The sequence below is a fragment of the Palleniella muris genome (assembly GCF_004792655.1).
Taxonomy (GTDB): domain Bacteria; phylum Bacteroidota; class Bacteroidia; order Bacteroidales; family Bacteroidaceae; genus Prevotella; species Prevotella muris_A.
Genome location: NZ_SRZC01000015.1, coordinates 27,408 through 45,025 on the forward strand (window position 1 = coordinate 27,408; position 17,618 = coordinate 45,025).

Annotated in this window: 16 protein-coding genes; 12 read left to right on the forward strand and 4 right to left on the reverse strand. The window is 45.6% G+C overall.

From position 1 onward, the window contains the following. Positions 1–15: 15 nt before the first annotated feature. The 11 genes from E5358_RS09670 to E5358_RS09720 all read left to right on the forward strand — a co-directional run bounded on the left by E5358_RS09670 (position 16) and on the right by E5358_RS09720 (position 11,373). Positions 16–636 (forward strand): ExbD/TolR family protein, encoded by a 621-nt coding sequence (locus tag E5358_RS09670; protein ID WP_135939984.1) that lies wholly within the window; start codon positions 16–18, stop codon positions 634–636. Position 637: 1 nt separating this feature from the next. Further along, on the forward strand, positions 638–1,282 hold the full coding sequence (locus E5358_RS09675; protein ID WP_135939985.1) for an ExbD/TolR family protein: 645 nt from the start codon (positions 638–640) through the stop codon (positions 1,280–1,282). Between the two features lie 47 nt (positions 1,283–1,329). After that, positions 1,330–2,163: an energy transducer TonB gene (locus E5358_RS09680; RefSeq protein ID WP_135939986.1), complete on the forward strand. Its 834-nt coding sequence runs from the start codon at positions 1,330–1,332 to the stop codon at positions 2,161–2,163. 365 nt (positions 2,164–2,528) lie between these two features. Next, positions 2,529–3,485 carry a PstS family phosphate ABC transporter substrate-binding protein gene (locus E5358_RS09685; protein ID WP_135939987.1) on the forward strand — a complete coding sequence of 319 codons (957 nt, stop codon included), beginning with the start codon at positions 2,529–2,531 and terminating at the stop codon, positions 3,483–3,485. Positions 3,486–3,699: 214 nt separating this feature from the next. After that, positions 3,700–5,145, forward strand: coding sequence for a tetratricopeptide repeat protein (locus E5358_RS09690; protein WP_135939988.1), 1,446 nt, complete (start codon positions 3,700–3,702; stop codon positions 5,143–5,145). Positions 5,146–6,124: 979 nt separating this feature from the next. Then, the gene (locus E5358_RS09695; protein ID WP_135939989.1) at positions 6,125–6,559 is read left to right on the forward strand and encodes a nucleoside deaminase; all 435 of its coding nucleotides are present in this window, start codon (positions 6,125–6,127) and stop codon (positions 6,557–6,559) included. A 91-nt stretch (positions 6,560–6,650) separates the two neighbouring features. Next, a complete protein-coding gene (locus E5358_RS09700) occupies positions 6,651–7,754 on the forward strand; it encodes an AAA family ATPase (protein WP_135939990.1) in 1,104 nt (367 codons plus the stop codon). 205 nt (positions 7,755–7,959) lie between these two features. Continuing rightward, positions 7,960–8,988 carry a sensor histidine kinase gene (locus tag E5358_RS09705; protein ID WP_135939991.1) on the forward strand — a complete coding sequence of 343 codons (1,029 nt, stop codon included), beginning with the start codon at positions 7,960–7,962 and terminating at the stop codon, positions 8,986–8,988. A gap of 90 nt (positions 8,989–9,078) precedes the next feature. Further along, positions 9,079–9,774 carry a LytR/AlgR family response regulator transcription factor gene (locus E5358_RS09710; protein ID WP_135939992.1) on the forward strand — a complete coding sequence of 232 codons (696 nt, stop codon included), beginning with the start codon at positions 9,079–9,081 and terminating at the stop codon, positions 9,772–9,774. 303 nt (positions 9,775–10,077) lie between these two features. Continuing rightward, positions 10,078–10,656 carry a rubrerythrin gene (gene rbr, locus E5358_RS09715; protein WP_135939993.1) on the forward strand — a complete coding sequence of 193 codons (579 nt, stop codon included), beginning with the start codon at positions 10,078–10,080 and terminating at the stop codon, positions 10,654–10,656. A 123-nt stretch (positions 10,657–10,779) separates the two neighbouring features. Beyond that, complete coding sequence (locus tag E5358_RS09720) at positions 10,780–11,373, forward strand: superoxide dismutase (RefSeq protein WP_168354629.1); 594 nt, start codon at positions 10,780–10,782, stop codon at positions 11,371–11,373. Positions 11,374–11,523: 150 nt separating this feature from the next. On the opposite strand, the gene E5358_RS09725 is transcribed toward E5358_RS09720, so the two are convergent. The 3 genes from E5358_RS09725 to E5358_RS15355 all read right to left on the reverse strand — a co-directional run bounded on the left by E5358_RS09725 (position 11,524) and on the right by E5358_RS15355 (position 13,128). After that, positions 11,524–12,063, reverse strand: coding sequence for a beta-class carbonic anhydrase (locus E5358_RS09725; protein WP_135939995.1), 540 nt, complete (start codon positions 12,061–12,063; stop codon positions 11,524–11,526). A gap of 508 nt (positions 12,064–12,571) precedes the next feature. Then, positions 12,572–12,766 carry an FmdB family zinc ribbon protein gene (locus E5358_RS09730; protein ID WP_135939996.1) on the reverse strand — a complete coding sequence of 65 codons (195 nt, stop codon included), beginning with the start codon at positions 12,764–12,766 and terminating at the stop codon, positions 12,572–12,574. A 131-nt stretch (positions 12,767–12,897) separates the two neighbouring features. Then, positions 12,898–13,128 (reverse strand): hypothetical protein, encoded by a 231-nt coding sequence (locus E5358_RS15355; RefSeq protein ID WP_135939997.1) that lies wholly within the window; start codon positions 13,126–13,128, stop codon positions 12,898–12,900. A gap of 239 nt (positions 13,129–13,367) precedes the next feature. Here E5358_RS15355 and E5358_RS09740 point away from each other — a divergent pair, with 239 nt between their 5' ends. Then, positions 13,368–14,225, forward strand: coding sequence for a Cbp1 family collagen-binding glycoprotein adhesin (locus tag E5358_RS09740; RefSeq protein ID WP_135939998.1), 858 nt, complete (start codon positions 13,368–13,370; stop codon positions 14,223–14,225). A 1,026-nt stretch (positions 14,226–15,251) separates the two neighbouring features. On the opposite strand, the gene E5358_RS09745 is transcribed toward E5358_RS09740, so the two are convergent. Further along, complete coding sequence (locus E5358_RS09745; RefSeq protein WP_135939999.1) at positions 15,252–17,531, reverse strand: NADP-dependent malic enzyme; 2,280 nt, start codon at positions 17,529–17,531, stop codon at positions 15,252–15,254. Positions 17,532–17,618 lie beyond the last annotated feature (87 nt).

Sequence of the window (17,618 nt, forward strand, 5' to 3'; positions counted from 1 at the left end):
AAAACTTTTATCGCTATGGGTAAAGTAAAAATTAAGAAAGCCGACGTCTGGATTGATATGACCCCGATGTCAGATGTCATGGTCCTTCTCCTCACCTTCTTCATGTTGACATCAACATTCGTGAAGAATGAAGCCGTGAAGGTCAATACACCTGGCTCCGTGTCAGAAATCAAAGTCCCGGAAACAGAGGTGTTGCAGATCCTTGTAGACAAGGAAGGCAAGATATTCCTCGGTCTGGACAAGCCTGGATACATGAAGGAAATGCTTGAGAACGTTCAGGGACAGGTGACTGGTCTTGATCTTGCACCTATGCAGGTGAAGAATTTCGTAGCTCTCGCATCTTTCGGTATGCCGGTATCAGAAATGTCAAATGTCCTCAAGCATGAGGCTTCCGACATCAACGAACTGCAGAAGAAGATGGGTATCCCTACTGACAGTATCAATGGTGGTATGAGCGAATTCCAGATTTGGGTGGATGCAGCTCGCAACTCATCATTCGGTTCTGACATGAAGATTGCCATCAAGGCTGATGCAGCGACACCTTACAAGGTTGTCAAGAAGATGATGTCTGAACTCCAGGACATGAGTGAGAACCGTTACTATCTTATAACATCGTTAAAGAAGGAGGGCGAATAATATGGCAAAGAAAAAAGCTAGCCGCCAGAAAAAAGCGGAGACCCGAGTGGACTTCACTCCGATGGTGGATATGATGATGTTGCTTATCACCTTCTTCATGCTGTGTACATCTTTGAGCAAGCCTCAGTCAATGCAGTTGACGATGCCAAGTAACGATAAGAATGTCGCAGAACAGGATCGTGGTGCAACAAAAGCGTCACAGACTATCACACTGTATCTTGCAGGAAATGATGCTGTATATCATGTTGACGGTATTCCTGAATATGATAACCCTGCTTGTCTGAAAAAGACCACATGGGGAGCTGATGGTCTCCGTGATGTGCTTATCAACCACAAGACAGAAGAAGGCTATACACCTGTAAAGAACATCAAGGCTTCCAAAGCCCTTCTTGATGCAGAGCGCGCAAAAGACAAGTCTATGACAGACTCTGTGTATAACGCACGTCTTTCTAAAATCAAGAATGGTGAGCTTGAGACCGGCAAGGTTCCGGTTCTTACAATCATCATCAAGGCTATGGACACAGCTTCATACAAGAACCTTGTTGACGCGCTTGATGAAATGCAGATTTGCGCAATCGGTAAGTATGTTATTGACCAGGTTAATGATGACGACATGCGTCTTCTGAACGCAGCCGGTATCAAGTAATCTGTGATATGGCAAATTGTTAAACCATAAAAAGAAAGAACAGAACTATGTCAAAAATAGATCTTATTTCAAACGATTGGACTGAGATTGTCTTCTCAGGTCGCAATCAGGCCTATGGTGCTTACCAGTTGCGTAAAGGTACAGGCAGACGTAACCTATGGTCAATGGTGTTCGTTGCTGCCGTTGCTGCGTTGGCGTATGTAGGCCTTTCAATGTACAACTCTTATCAGGAATCACAGAAAGCCAAGTTCGAGGCTGAGATGGAGGCATCTCTCCTTGAGCAGAAGAAGGAAGCTAAGGTTGAGAAAAAGACTGAGGCTCCAAAGATTGAGCAGGTTAAGCAGGTAGAGAAGGTCAAGTCTTCTATTGCCTTCACACCACCTGTCATCAAGAAGGACTCTGAAGTGAAGCCTGAGGAGGAAATGAAGACTCAGGAAGAACTTAACGAAAGTAAGACAGCCGTTGGTGCCTTCACTGTTGAGGGTAACGACGAAGAGGGCGGTACAGTCCTCAAGGCTGTCGAGGAAATCGCTGCACCTGAACCTCCTAAGCATGAGGAGGAGAACAAGGTGTTCGATGTAGTAGAGCAGATGCCTGCATTCCCTGGTGGTCCGGCTGCCCTTATGCAGTATCTTTCTTCTCACGTTAAGTACCCTGCAGTTGCTGAGGAGAATGGCATTTCAGGTCGTGTTACTGTCCAGTTCGTCGTAGAGCGTGACGGTAGTGTGACTGACGTTAAGACAATGAAGTCTGTTGACCCATCACTTGATCGTGAGGCAGAGCGCGTTGTCAAGTCAATGCCTAAGTGGATTCCTGGTAAGCAGAACGGCGCACCTGTTCGTGTGAAGTACTTCGTACCGGTTGTATTCCGTCTCCAGTAATATGTGATATAAAAACTATGTAATATATGAAGAGTAGGGCGAGGCTTCTCAAAGAGGGGTTTTCCTCTACTCTTCATTGTCAACGGAAGTCAATGCATATTCGCCACAAGTGCTGACAAACCTTTGTTCTTGACAGTTGCATTGTTGGTTTTCTGCAAATATAGTTGCCGAAGTCCAAGAATGACTAACAGTTTATGTATGGAAGAATCTGTTATTCGCAGTAACGAATACACAGTATAGGGCAGAAATGAGTCAGGCTGTATGTACAAGACAGAAGCTTGCAAGATGCAGGCAATCGGAACTTTCCCTAAGTGGAGGAATGCTTGATGTACGATAGGTTATCCTTAAATATAATAACATAAACAATGAAGAAAATAATATATACATCCCTTATAGTCCTTACATCTCTGATGGTTCTTGGAGCATGTAAGCAGAAATCCGCTAACGGAAGAACCGACACATACGCTTCCGGAGAGATGGTTGTAATGTGCGATGAAAGTTTCAGCCCCATAATCAATGAAGAGATAAAGGTGTTCCATGCCACTTATCCGGATGCGAAAGTCACTCCGAAGTACACAAACGAGCTTGATGCGTTCAATGCCCTGATGGAGCAAAAGGTTCACCTCATCATCACTGCGCGCAACTATAGTGCCAAGCAACTGAACTTCTTCAAGTCCAACGGCTTGCAGCCACGCTATTTCCCTCTCGGTTATGACGGACTTGCATTCATAATCAACAAGGAGAATGTTGACTCCTGCATACATGTCAACGACATCAAACGCATCCTCAGTGGTAAGGTGCGTAACTGGAATGAGGTTAACAAGGGCTCCAAGTTGGGTGAAATAGACGTTGTTTTTGATAACGCGAAATCAGCGGCAGTCCATTGGGCTGTAGACTCAATCCTTGGAGGAAAGCCTATCAACAGCCCTAACATAACAGCCGTAAATACAAGTGCGGAGGTCATCAACTATGTCGAGAAAACGAAGAACGCCATTGGAATCATCGGCAGCAACTGGCTTAATGACAAGCGTGACACGACAAATGTCACCTTCAACAAGAACATAAATGTCATGTCTGTTTGCCAAGTTGAAGGCAAGAAGGCAGATGAAATGAACTCATGGAAGCCATATCAGCTGTACCTCCTTGACGGTCGTTATCCTTTCGCACGCACTGTCTACGCTTTGCTGGTAGACCCATATCACGGTCTTCCTGTCGGCTTTGCCAATTTCATGCAGTCACCGATAGGGCAGAAGATTGTCCTCAAGTCAGCACTCCTTCCTTATCGTGGAGACTTGCAATGGCGCAAGGTGCAGACAGATTAGTCCGGAGCAAGAGAACAGCAGGTGTGGAAAGGCGGAAAAGCGAAACGCCAAGTGCGGTTTGGGATATGTCTCCATTTGTTGACACTTTTATGCCGGATATTGACACATGTTTTGCACATTCAAAAAATAGTCCTAATTTTGCATACGGAAATTAAAATAGTAAGATAAATCACTAACACAAATATAAATAACCAAGCTAATACAATAAAGATTTATGAATACAATGAAATATCTTTTGGCTGGTGCCCTGATGGTTGTCAGTGGCTCAGCAATGGCTCAGTCTTTTGATGAAGCAGTGAAAGCAGTTAAGTCCGGACAGTCCCCGAAAGAGGTGGAATCCCTTGTCAAGGATGTCAAGGACTGGAAGAAAAACGCAGCAGGTCTGGCTAAGGTCGGCCGTGCTTATCTTGATGTGAAGGACACCCTTAACACACGTAAGTATGCCAATCTCGCCGTTGATGCAGAGAAAAAGTTGAAGGAAGGCAAGACAGCCGTGGGCTATATCCTTCTTGGTGACCTTGAGGTCTACAATGATAATCCGGGCGATGCAGCTGCTTGGTATCAGAATGCCATATACTTCAACCCGAAGGCAGCTGAGGCATACAAGAAGTATGCTTTCATCTATCGTGGCCGTGACCCAAAGCAGGCAGTCCAGACACTTGAGCAGCTCCGCACTGTAGATCCTACTTATCCTGTTGACGCAGAGGCAGGACACATCTACTATATGTCTGCAACAAAGAACTCTGACTATATGCCGCTTGCCCTTCAGGCTTACCAGAAGGTTCAGCTCGAAGACCTTTCCAAGCTGGAGCCATACTACATGACAGAGTATGCCCTTGTAGCATTCGCTTCACAGAAGAACGACCTCTCAAAGAAGATTGCAGAGTTCGGTCTCAAGTCCACACCACGCAATGCCGGCTACAACCGTCTTGCAATGTACAACTCTGTCGAGTTGAAGCAGTTTGAGGATGCTGTGAAGTACACAAACAGGCTCTTCAATGAGAGCGACACGGCAAAGTTCACACCAATGGACTATAAGTATGCCGCACTTGCATACGAAGGCATCAACGACCTTGACAACGCTGTCGCAAACTACAAGAAGCAGATAGACTGCTGTACTTCCGAGACTCAGAAAATCACAGCTTTGAAGGACCTCTCTGACTGCTACAAGGCAAAGGGCGACCTTGTCAACTCACTTGCAACTTACGAGGAGTATCTGAAGCTCAATCCTAAGGCAAGTGCAAATGACTATGCAGGTTTCGCAAACATCTACCGCAACATGGCTGCAGAGCAGACCGGTGCAGAGCAGAAGGAATCCGTGGACAAGGCACTCGCCATCTATAAGGACATGATTGAGAAGTTCCCTAACTCTGCTGACTACTCCAATTTCATGGCAGCTCGTACAAGCTCTATCATCGACCCGGACCAGAAACTCGGACTTGCACGTCCATACTATGAGGCTCTCTTCAACTCTATCAGTGCTGCCGGCATCAAGGACAACAGCGACAAGGCACGTATCGTAGAGGCTTGCCAGTACCTTGGAATCTATTTCTTCAAGATACAGAATGACAATGAAGCCGCTAAGCCTTATTTCGAGAAACTTCAGGAGATTGACCCTGAGAACGCTCTTGCAAAGCAGGTTCTTTCGATAATCAAATAAATATATAATATAGACTGAAATGTAGAAAGTAGGGACAGACTGAGTTCAGTTTGTCCCTATTTTCAGTTATGCAGAGTGGCAGTATCTCTCCTTATGCAGCAGTTACGGCGTAGGCTTTGGCATCCCGTTGCATTGTGAAGGCTGTAGAGTAATTTATTATTGTCCGGTAAAAAAAAACAATGACAAGCAGCACAGTTCTTGTATATCCCCATCTTATGAGATTTTTCTTCAAGGGGGGCTTGGGAACCGCGTCAGCGGTGACCAGAAAGTAGCCGTGGGTAGCACCCACGGATTGTGATACAAGCACCGGGCAACGACCGATTTATCGGTCGAACAGCCTTGCGGCACTCCCAATTATTCGACCGATAAATCGGTCGCGCACAGAGCGTTACTGTATTCCGTGGGTACGCCCACGGCTACTATATTAAACCGCTAACGCGGTTCTCTGCACAGGAACATCCGGGCATTGCGTACACATTCAGAGATGTATTTTGCGTTTTACCTGACACCAATTCAGCCTTACTCCATGCCTTAGTATAACCTGATTGCCAAAGAAAAATTTATATCAAATATTTTAATTATGCAAATATGTACGACACCAATTAATAGTAATTCAATGGAGTATGGCAACTTCTCTATATAGATATTTCCTCTACAAAACAATGAAATTATAAGTGGTAAAATGAAAGATAACACTTTACCGTGCGAAGGGTTACCTTTGACAGTACAAAACGTTACCTTTCACCAAGTAAAGCGTTACCTTTCGCCAAATCAATGGGGTTTTAACATTCATTGTTGCTTAAGTTTAGGGAAATTTCTGTAGATATGACATTTTGAAAGTAATTGCCATGTTTGGCTTACATATAGGGAATTGTGCTAACTGTACGATAGACGCACTTGCATCAAATCCACACACGATAACATTCAAATGCAGAATAACTTGCATGACAACTGATAACATTACAACAACAAACATTCTATGACAGACGACGAGAGATTCATGCGTATGGCATTGAAAGAGGCAGAGCAAGCTGCCAATGACAATGAAATCCCCATAGGAGCAGTCATTGTCAGCAATGGCAGGGTGCTGTCACGTGCCCATAACCTTACAGAGACATTGTGTGACGTCACCGCCCATGCTGAGATGCAGGCGATAACCTCCGCTGCCAACACTCTCGGAGGCAAGTACCTGCAAGGCTGCACGTTGTATGTCACAGTAGAGCCTTGCCCCATGTGTGCCGGTGCCATAGGGTGGGCACAACTCTCACGCATTGTCTATGGCTGTCCCGACGCGAAGCGCGGCTATCGTGAGTATGCTCCCAAGGCATTCCACCCTAAGGCTACAGTCACGGAAGGTGTGCTGTGCGAGGAATGCAAGGCACTTATGCAGTCTTTTTTCAAGAAAAGACGCTGACGGTCTTCCGCACAACCATGAACCATGCTCCCCCCCCCCCCCCATAAAGTCCGGCATGGCATCTGTATATTGCTCATTTTATACATACTATATGAATAACATCAAACGAATAGTTCTTACAGGCGGTCCTTGTGCAGGCAAGACAACAGCCCTTGTAAGGATACGAGAACATTTCTCAAACCTTGGATACAAAGTGTTCACAGTTCCTGAAGTTCCGACAATGATTACTCAGACCGGTTGGAACTACCTTACGGACAACAAGAAATTCTACTACGAAGGCGAGCTTGTCATCCTCCAGATGCAGCTTGCCCTTGAGGACAGTGTGCAGAGAATGGCAGAGACTGTCGCGCCTGACAAACCGTGTGTCATCATCTGCGACCGTGGCACAATGGACATCTCCACCTACATCTCTCCTGAGATATGGAAGGACATCTGCGGCAAGGTCGGCCACACTACGGCAGAGTTGCTTAACCGTTATGATGCTGTCCTGCACCTTGTCACTGCTGCCGATGGGGCAGAGGAGTTCTATACCATTGAGACAAATGCCAACCGATATGAGCAGGCAAACGAAGAAGGGCTGAAGATAGCACGCATGCTTGACCATAAAGTGTTCGATGCATGGTTCACCCACCCACATGTGCGTGTCATCGACAACAGTTCCGACTTTGACCTAAAGCTCAACCGTGTGCTGACCGAAATTTCCCAAGTCCTTGAACTCCCGTTGCCTGTAAAGGAAGAGCGCAAGTACATTGTGGAACTTGCCGGAGAGTTGCCTGAATGCATTGAGAGTGAGATAGTCCAGACTTATCTTGTCGCTGACCCGGGACGCGAAGTGCGTCTGCGCCGCCGCTGGCAGGATGGTCAGGCGATAAACATCCATACGACGACAAAGATGATTTCCCCAAAAGAGAAGATTGTCACAGAACGTCAAGTGAGCAACAGCCTTTACGAGTCACTCTTGCAGCAGGCAGACCCTTACCGTGCCACTATACGCAAGCAGCGCCACAGCTTTATTTGGTGCGGACAGTACTTTGAGCTGGACACTTATCTTGAACCCGTCTCTGACCTTATGATTCTTGAGACAAAGGAGAAGACTTGCCATGAGGAAGTCAAATTCCCTCCGTTCCTGAAGGTCGTAGAGGACATAACAGGCAATACAAAGTACTACAACTACAACCTTGCCTTGAAGAAATAGGCAGTCATCTGCCACACTGTCACGGCTGTCACATTTTCTGTCTGCAGTCTTTGCAGACGGAAATGTGGCAGCATAACCCTCAATCTTCAGCCACTCTTCTCTGTGTGTGCAAGTGTTGCCATGGCGATAAACCGCCTTGCTGCCCAAAGGAAAACAATCTTTCAGGCTGTCATTCATCCGAATCCATGTAACATTCTTTTCCAACATGAAATTTTCAGTACACAGCACGACTCTCGTTTTTGACCTGTTCTTCTGCCTCGTCTTCGTGCCGCTCATCGTCATTCTCGGACCGGCACGCTACTGGCTTGTGCGCTGGACCGGCTTTTTCTTCCTTGCATGCGCCTATCTTTATATGTGCTATTTCACTATAAAGTATTTGAATTTCCCGAAACTGATGATTGCACGAAAGTACAAGAAGATAGGCATCTCCATTGCACTCCTCATCCTTTCCAACATTCTCATTTCCCACTTTCCCCTGCCTGACGTGGAATTCATCACCCCGGCGATGACAGAGTATCAGACCAGTGTCCGTGACCAAGGCATAATGCTGAACATGTGGCTCATGTTTTCCTTGGTGGTAGGCTACTCCCTCACGGTCTCTTTTGCCAATGAACTCTATGAGCAGCTGTTGCTGAAAAAGAGGATTGAGAACCAGAAGAACAAGGCTGAGATGGCTATGTTCAAAGCCCAGATAAGCCCGCATTTCCTTTTCAACACTCTCAATTCGCTGTACAGTCTTGTCATTGGGACGTCGCAAAAGGCTGAGGACGCATTCATAAAGTTCACGGAAATACTGAGGTACACATACGTCACGATAGAAAACGAGTCTGTGACATTGAAAGATGAGGTGACCTACATACAGAACTACATTGACCTTCAGGCATTGCGCCTCAACAAGCACACCACCGTGGACTGGAGCCATGACATCGATAATGATGGCGTTACGGTGCCTCCGATGATATTCCTCACCTTCGTTGAGAACGCTTTCAAATATGGCACATCGCCAAGCCATGACTGCTCCGTCGTCATACGCCTTACCGTGAAGGACGGAACCCTTTCGTTCACGACGCAGAACAGTGTGATGAAGCATGCCCATGAGTTCCGCCGCGATTTGCCTGTGGGCATGGAGAACTGCCGTGCGCGTCTCGAAGCATTGTTTCCGGGAAAGCATACGCTTGAAGTCTCGGAAGCAGACAGCAAGTTCAATGTATCACTCACCATACAGCTCTTCTGACCATAAGCTGTTCCGCAGAGCCAACAATCCACGGCAAACAGGCGTTTGCCATAAACCAAACATAAAAGCACTACGCAACAATAAGCAATAATGAACAGTAATGTAAACTGCATAGCCATTGACGATGAGCCATTGGCACTGGAGATTATAGAGAAATTCTGCACACGAATGGACGGTTTCGCGCTCCGTACATATTCTGACCCGGAAGAGGGACTTGCCGCCATTCTCCAAGAAAGACCTGACATAGTGTTCCTTGACATAGAGATGGAAAACATCACAGGACTTGCCATTGCACGCCGGCTCCCTAAGGAGATTTGCGTCATTTTCACGACAGCTTACCTCAACTACGCACTTGAAGGCTTCAATCTTGATGTCGTCGACTATCTCCACAAGCCATTCGCATTCAGCCGTTTCCAAGCCGCCTGCACAAAAGCCTTGCGCAGAATCGAATTCAATGCGATGAACTCCGCAAGCCAGAATCTGGTGGTCAAGCAGGAATATAACAATGTAAGTATCCCATTGAGCGACATCCTTTACATTGAAGCCATGGAAGGTTATTCCAGGATACACAGGCTCAGCGACAAGCCAATCATGTCACGTGGCGTGCTGAAATCCTTTGGCGACAGGCTGTCTCCCACAGAGTTCATACGTACACACCGCTCATATATTGTGGCAGCGGGTAAAGTGAAGAGTTTCACAAAACAGTCAGTCACACTCGTTAACGGGGCGACACTGCCTATCAGCAGGCAGTATTCGGAGAATGTGGTGAGACTCCTGAGCGAATGACCGTTCACTTTTACGCAATGCATCTGTTTTTGCGTGTCAAACAGACAGTGTTTAATGATTTTTCAATCATGAACACTGTTTTATTATGGATTTAACTTTATGAAAGAATGTCTTATAAAAAATATTCTTACATGTTCAAAAAAACGCAAAAACAATTGTTTGTTATGCAATTTCTTATTACTTTTGCCACCGAGATTTTCAACCAAGGCTGCCGACAATGCCGGTGACTGGCTCAGGACCAAGACCACGGGAGATGCATTATCGGCAGGCTTAAAAAGTTAAACCCTTAAAAACACACTTATTATGAACAAAAGTATTAAAGGGACTCAGACAGAGAAGAATCTGATGTCATCATTTGCAGGTGAGTGTCAGGCCAGAATGCGTTACACTTATTTCGCATCAAAGGCTAAGAAAGAAGGATTTGAACAAGTGGCTGCCATTTTCGAGGAGACAGCCAACCAGGAGAAGGAGCATGCAGAGCGTATGTTCAAGTATCTTGAAGGCGGCACATGTGAGATTTGTGCCTCATTCCCTGCCAGAGTGATTGGAACAACCGTTGAAAATCTGCAGGCAGCAGCAAAAGGCGAGCATGAAGAAGCGGAAGTTGACTATCCGAAGTTTGCCGACATAGCAGAGGAGGAGGGCTTTGACGAGATAGCAAAGATGTACCGTAACATTGCTATTGCGGAGCGTGGACACGAGAACCGATACGGCAAACTGCTGAAAAACCTTGAGGAAGGCACTGTCTTCAAGAAGGATGGCAAAGTCTATTGGCAGTGCCGCAACTGCGGATACATTGTTGAAGCAAGCGCCGCTCCGAAGGAATGCCCGGCATGCCTGCACGCACAGGCTTACTTTGAGGTGATGAAAGACAACTATTGATGTAAAGTCAAATATGGCGCAGTGGCAGTAATGGCGGTGCTTGTTGCCGGAAGACAGGCGGCTGTGCCATACAAAGTCCCCAATCTGAACCTTTGGTCTTAAACTTTTAATTCGCTTACAACTATGGATAACATGAAATTTCAAATGCCCGCACTCGGCTATGCCGCTGACTCACTCGCGCCGGCTATCAGCGCAGAAACTGTCAACCTGCATTACGGAAAGCATCTGCAGACTTACGTAGACAACCTTAACAGGCTTGTTGCAGGAAGCGGATTTGAGGACAATACATTAGAAGAGATTGCGGCAAAAGCCACAGGACCGCTCGGCAACAATGCCGGACAGGTAGTGAACCATACACTGTATTTTGAACAGTTGTCACCCAACGCCAAGTCAACCGAACCGTCAGCAGCGTTTATAGAGAAGATAAACCGCGCTTTCGGAAGCATGGAGGGCATGCGCGAAAAGCTCAGCGAAGCCGCCATAGGCCTCTTTGGCTCCGGCTGGGCATGGCTGGCAATGGATGAGAATGGTGAACTTTCAATCCTTCAGATGCAGAATGCCGACAACCCATTGCGTCACGGACTGCGCCCGTTGCTGACCATTGACGTATGGGAGCATGCTTACTATCTTGATTATCAGAACAGGAGGGCAGAGCATGTAAAAGCAATATGGGACATCATTGATTGGAATGTTGTCTCTGCCCGTGCAGAGCAATGATGAAACAAGCCTATACAGTCAGTGCTGACTTGTCTGGCTCTGATGTACGGAAATGAAATACTCCAATATAAAACGTGGTGACACAACCTTTATTTTTGGTCGTGTCACCACGTTTTGTATACTTGCCTTTCCGGCAACCAAAGGAAGCAATCACATTTCCTCAAGTTCTCCGGTCTCTGAGTCTATGATGAAACCGCGCACAATGATGTCCTTAGGAACCAGTGGGTGGGTTCTTATGGTCTCCACGGTTCTGCGCACGGACTCCGGCGTGTCCTTGAATCCTTCAAGCCATGCATCGAGGTCAATGCCACATTTGCGTATGGTCGCCAGTGTGCTGTCTGTCACTCCGCGTGCTATCATCTGCTCATGGAAATGCTCATAACTCATGTGGCATGCACCGCAATGGGAATGGGCGACAACCATAATCTCCTCAACTCCAAGCTCGTAGATGGCTACAATCAGGCTGCGCATCGCTGAGTCGAATGCGGAAATAACCAGTCCTCCGGCATTCTTTATGATTTTCGCGTCACCATTCTTCAGACCTAACGCCGCTGGAAGCAGCTCTGTCAGGCGCGTGTCCATACAACTGAGCACGGCAAGTTTCTTGTCTGGATACTTGTCAGTCACAAATTTCTCGTACTCCTTGTTCTCAACAAAACCTTTGTTGTAATCTATAATCCGGTCTATCATAATTATATAGCTGTTTGTATCAATAGGCATATCAAAGACTCGCGCATAATGAAAGCGCAGGACAAAAATACACAAACTTATTGAGAAAACAAAATATTTTAAGTCTTTATTGCAATTTTCTCCTTTGGAGCACAATGCAGGAGCCTACACCATATTCCTTATATAATGTGAAAGTTAGTGCCTTTATTATATGTGTAGGTCAAGAAAACGGAATATTTTGTGATGATTTCTTTCTTTGTGTTAAAAATACTTTCTGTGTCCGCACACAAAAATCATGACACAAAAAACACAGTCAAAATACTTGCAACTCTCAGGAAAAGTGCTTATCTTTGCACTCGTTATCCTGAAAACAATCTCTTTACCTTAGAAAAAGACTAATACCTATTGAAGTTAAGAGCGGTAGCCTGTGAAGGTCATCGCTTTTTTTTATGCTCATATTTCAAGTTGAAAAAGCAATATTAAAGAGAGCTTCCAAGTATACAAGCAAGTCAGCAAGAGATGCTTGTCCTCATTCCATCTGCTTCCACAACATCTTATACCTGACCCTGTCAAGCCATGATATTATTTTAGGGAAAGTGCGAATGCTGCCACATTTCACGCACTTCACCGGTGTAATCAAATCGGTGTTTTTCCATTGGATACCCATTTCGTCAAATTCTTGTCCACAATCAGTGCAGACAAATGTGATGTTTCCTTTCAACATAGTTTGTTCATAGTTTATGAGTTAGACTTCTGGTTAAGTGCCTGCAATCCATGACAAGCATGCCGCAGTTCCTTTATTGGCAATAAGATGGTCTGAGTGGGTTAGCATGCTAATGGCTTCCGGTTCCGTGTTCACCATTCTTCATGATAAGAAAAGAGCCCCTGAAGTCCACAGACTTTCTGGGGCTCAAATTCTCTCTCTGCATTATTACTATTCAAATGAATTTCAAACCATGACTCTCGTACTTTGCCAATATTTTCTATAGAGACTTTACCAATAGCAATGGCATTCACCGCCATAAAACACACCTTTGTAAAGTTCTCTACTGCAAAGATAATAATTTTATTGTATTTTAACTGCATTTTCGGGGGGGGTAACGTTTGTTAACAAAATAAAACTATAATTCACGTAAACGAAAGGCGTTGTGTTGCCATGGAAAATACGGTTAATGCCATATTCAAACTGCTCGGACAAGAAGGCTTTGTTTGTTGTGGTCTTCCATTCGTTGACACATTCATGTCAGATATTGACACATATTTTGATTATCCAAGAATAAGTCATAATTTTGCCGGCAGTTAGTAACCAAAATAGGAGAAACATTATGAAAAAGCAAATCATCACATCACTTGCCGCATTGGCACTGCTTTGTGCTTGTGGCAACGACAAGCAGTCTAAGGAACAGCAAAACCTCATGGAAGCCTCAAAGCAGGAACTTGCAGAGGCTGTCAGTGAGCGTGACCAACTTTTACGCCTTGTGGGCGAAGTGTCTTCGGGAATGGAACAGATAAAGCATATTGAGAACATACTTACGCTTTCCAAGTCAGGAGAGAACAAGTCGCAACGTGCTCAGTTGCTTGCTGACATGGAGACCATACAGAAGACTTTGAAGGAAAGAAGGGAACAGCTTGAACAGCTTGAGGCTAAGTTGAAGAAGTCAACACTTTTCAACAAGGAGCTCCAGACAACCATCGAGGCTCTTCGTGCACAGATCGAGTCACAAGCAACAGAGATTGAAGACTTGCGCACACAGCTTACTGCAGCAAAGGAGCGTATAGGGCAGCTGAGGAACTCTGTCGATTCCCTCAACACTGCTGTGGCTAACGTGACAACGGAAAAGGATGCAGCGCAGAAAGCTTCAGTGCAGTTGGAGAACGAGCTGAACACTTGCTACTACACTGTAGACACAAAATCAAATCTCAAGAAGCATAAGGTCATAGAAACAGGATTCCTGCGCAAGTCAAAACTCATGAAAGGTGACTTTGACCAGAATGTTTTTGTCATCAGTGACAAGAGAACCCTCACAACAATTAATCTGAAGTCAAAGAAGGCGAAGATACGCACAAACCACCCTGCCGGCTCTTATGAGTTGGTGGAGAACAACGGACAGAAAGTGTTGCGCATAACAAAGCCGCAACAGTTCTGGGAACTTTCCAACTACTTGGTTGTCCAGACGGACTAAAGTCTTGCGCCTTTCCGAACATAAGGAAAAAAGGAGATTCATCCAAACTGGGATTGGCAAACCTGAGAGCCTTCTGACATGGTTTACACATTTATATAATTAGGTTTGCCGGTACAGTGTTTTTATAAAGAATATCCTTCTGAAGAGCGTTCGCAGATACTTGCATCTTATGTGCAGTCTGTGGATGCTCTTTTTGTGTTATGGCATTTCGTGTGAAAATGTGATTGTGCCACAACTTGTAGAGTTTTGCCGGACGACGCCAATATAAATCACATTGTTACAATAATTTCATCCTACCATTTTACAATTTAGCCTAATAGTATGTATAGCATAGACAGAGGCATAAAACAAAGATGTGCAGACATTTCACAATGTCTGCACATCTTGTTTGTATTGATTTCTAAACTTTTCAAAAAGAAAGACGAGCCTCACGGCTGGTCGGTGTTACCTGAATTAACAACAAATCTTTTTACTCTTAAAAATCTAATACAATCTAAACTAACTAACTTTTACCTAATAACTAAAACCTAACTATATACTATCTATGAAAAACTAATTTCTTTTCAGTCAAGACTGTGTTTCAAGTCCTGTTGTCATCAGTACTTTTTGATGTCTCTACATCCTTTGTTCCTTTTGACGATGCAAAGGTACGACTGTTCTCGCACATGGCAAAATATTTATGTTGTTTTTTACTCAAAAAAGCGTTATTATTGATAGGGGTCAAGCATGTTTTCCGGCATAGGGTGTAAATATAACACTTTTTCGCATTTATCATGATTCTTTGTGTTTTCTCTGAGTAGCATATTTTTGCATATTGTTTGTGCTTGTTGTTCCTTTTTGTGACATATATTTATGGTAGGGTAGAGTATTCCTGACATTTTGCAATATGGACGTTTTACGTGTCTTTCATGCTTAATGCTTTGAAAAAGATGTTTTTTTGTTGTGAAAAGCCTTGTTTTGCTGATATGAAAAATGGGGCTGCACTTCAAACAGGTGCAGCCCCATGGAAAGGAAAGGTTGTATTCTTTACTTTATCTTGTTCACGTAAGCATCGATTACAGCTACGGCAACAATGTTTACCACGTCACGAACTGTAGAGTCGAAGTCTGTGAAATGGATAGGCTTCTTAAGACCCATCTGTATCGGACCTATCACTTCCGTCTCAGGAGAGAAGCCCTTGATGAGCTTATAGGCAGAGTTCGCTGCCGAGAGGTTTGTGAAAATCATTGAGTTCACGACCTCCCCGTGCAGGCGGAGGAATGGATACTTCTTGTCTCTGCGCTCATGGTCGAGTGCAAGGTCGATAGACATCTCGCCGTCAATCTTCAGGTCAGGGTATTCAGCCTGCATCTCTGCCACGACATCGTGCATAAGTCTTGGGCTGCCATCCTTGTCCACACCGAAATTGGAGTATGAGATCATTGCCATTTTAGGCTCATCATTGAAGAAGCGTATAGCATCCGCTGTAAGTCTGGAGATGTCCTTCAGTGTCTCCTTGTCCGGGTGACGGTTGATGAGTGTGTCGGCAATGTAGTATGTGCCACGCTTGGAATTGACAATGTGCATTGTTCCGAAATGCTTGTAGTTGTCACGTATGCCAACCACTTCCTTAGCGACTTTGATAGTGTTTGAGAACTTTGTGTAGACACCTGTGATAAATGCATCCGCCTCTCCTGTCTCGACCATCATCATTCCGAAGTAGTTGCGCTCGAACATCTTGTCGTTTGCCTCCTCGAAGTTATATCCTTCGCGGCAGCATTTCTCTGCAAGTATCCGTGCATATCGTTCACGGCGCGCCATTTCGCGGTCATGGCGTAGGTTTACAATCTCTATTCCTGTCAGGTCAAGGTCGAGTTCCGCGGCTTTCTTTTCTATCATCTCATCGTTGCCGAGGAGTATAGGCTGGCATATTCCCTCCTGCTTAGCCTGCACGGCAGCCTTTATCATTGTCGGGTGGAGACCTTCAGCGAACACCACACGCTGTGGGTGCTTGCGTGCTGTCTCGTAGAGTGACTGGGTCACGTTTGTCTCCTGTCCCATCTTGCGGCGTAGGTTGTTCTTGTATGCATCCCAGTCAGTGATAGGGGTGCGCGCCACTCCTGAGTCCATGGCAGCCTTTGCAACAGCAGCGGAAACTTCTGTGATGAGGCGTGGGTCGACAGGTTTCGGAATGAAATAGTCAGGACCGAAGGTAAGGTTGTTGACCTTGTAGACCTGGTTCACCACATCCGGAACAGGCTGTTTTGCAAGGTCGGCAATGGCATGTACAGCCGCAATCTTCATCTCCTCATTGATTGCAGAGGCGTTAACGTCCAATGCGCCACGGAAGATGTAAGGGAATCCGATTACATTGTTTATCTGGTTAGGATAGTCGGAGCGTCCTGTGGACATGAGAACGTCCGGGCGTGCATCCATGGCATCCTCGTAGGAGATTTCCGGTATAGGGTTCGCGCATGCGAAGACGATAGGGTTCTTTGCCATGGAACGTATCATCTCCTTGCTGACAACATTGCCCTTTGAAAGTCCGAGGAACACGTCAGCGTCCTTCATAGCCTCTTCCAATGTGTGCGCATCGCGGCGTTCTGTCGCGAAGAACTTCTTCTGTTCCGTAAGATTAGGTCTGTCGCTGGTAATCACTCCCTTGGAGTCAAGCATCAGGATGTTCTCCAGTTTTGCGCCGAGGGCGACATACAGCTTTGTGCACATTATGGCTGCCGCACCCGCACCGCTGACCACAATCTTCACATCCTCAATCTTCTTTCCTGCCACCTCAAGTGCGTTGAGGAGGCCCGCTGAAGAGATGATGGCCGTGCCGTGCTGGTCATCGTGCATGACAGGGATGTCAAGAGTCTTCTTCAGACGCTCCTCGATGTAGAAACACTCGGGAGCCTTGATGTCCTCAAGGTTGATGCCGCCGAATGTCGGTGCAATCTTCTCCACTGCCTCGCAGAATTTCTCCGGGTCTTTCTCGTCAACCTCAATGTCGAAGACGTCTACTCCGCCATAGATTTTGAACAGAAGGCCTTTTCCCTCCATGACAGGCTTTCCTGACATCGCGCCTATGTCACCGAGTCCGAGCACGGCTGTGCCATTGGAGATTACGGCAACGAGGTTGCCCTTGTCCGTGTACTTGTAAACAGAATCAGGATTATCTTGAATCTCCAGGCAAGGATATGCCACGCCCGGTGAGTACGCTAATGACAAGTCTGTCTGAGTACGATAAGGCTTTGTTGGTACTACCTCGATTTTACCGGGTCGGCCGGCCTCGTGATATTCAAGGGCGGCTTCTTTCGTTATTTTCACCATAATATTATATGTATTTAAAAAGTTTAGTTATCGTGAATGAATCTTTTTATAAGAAAAACCTGCTGCAAAATAACAAAAAAAAAACGA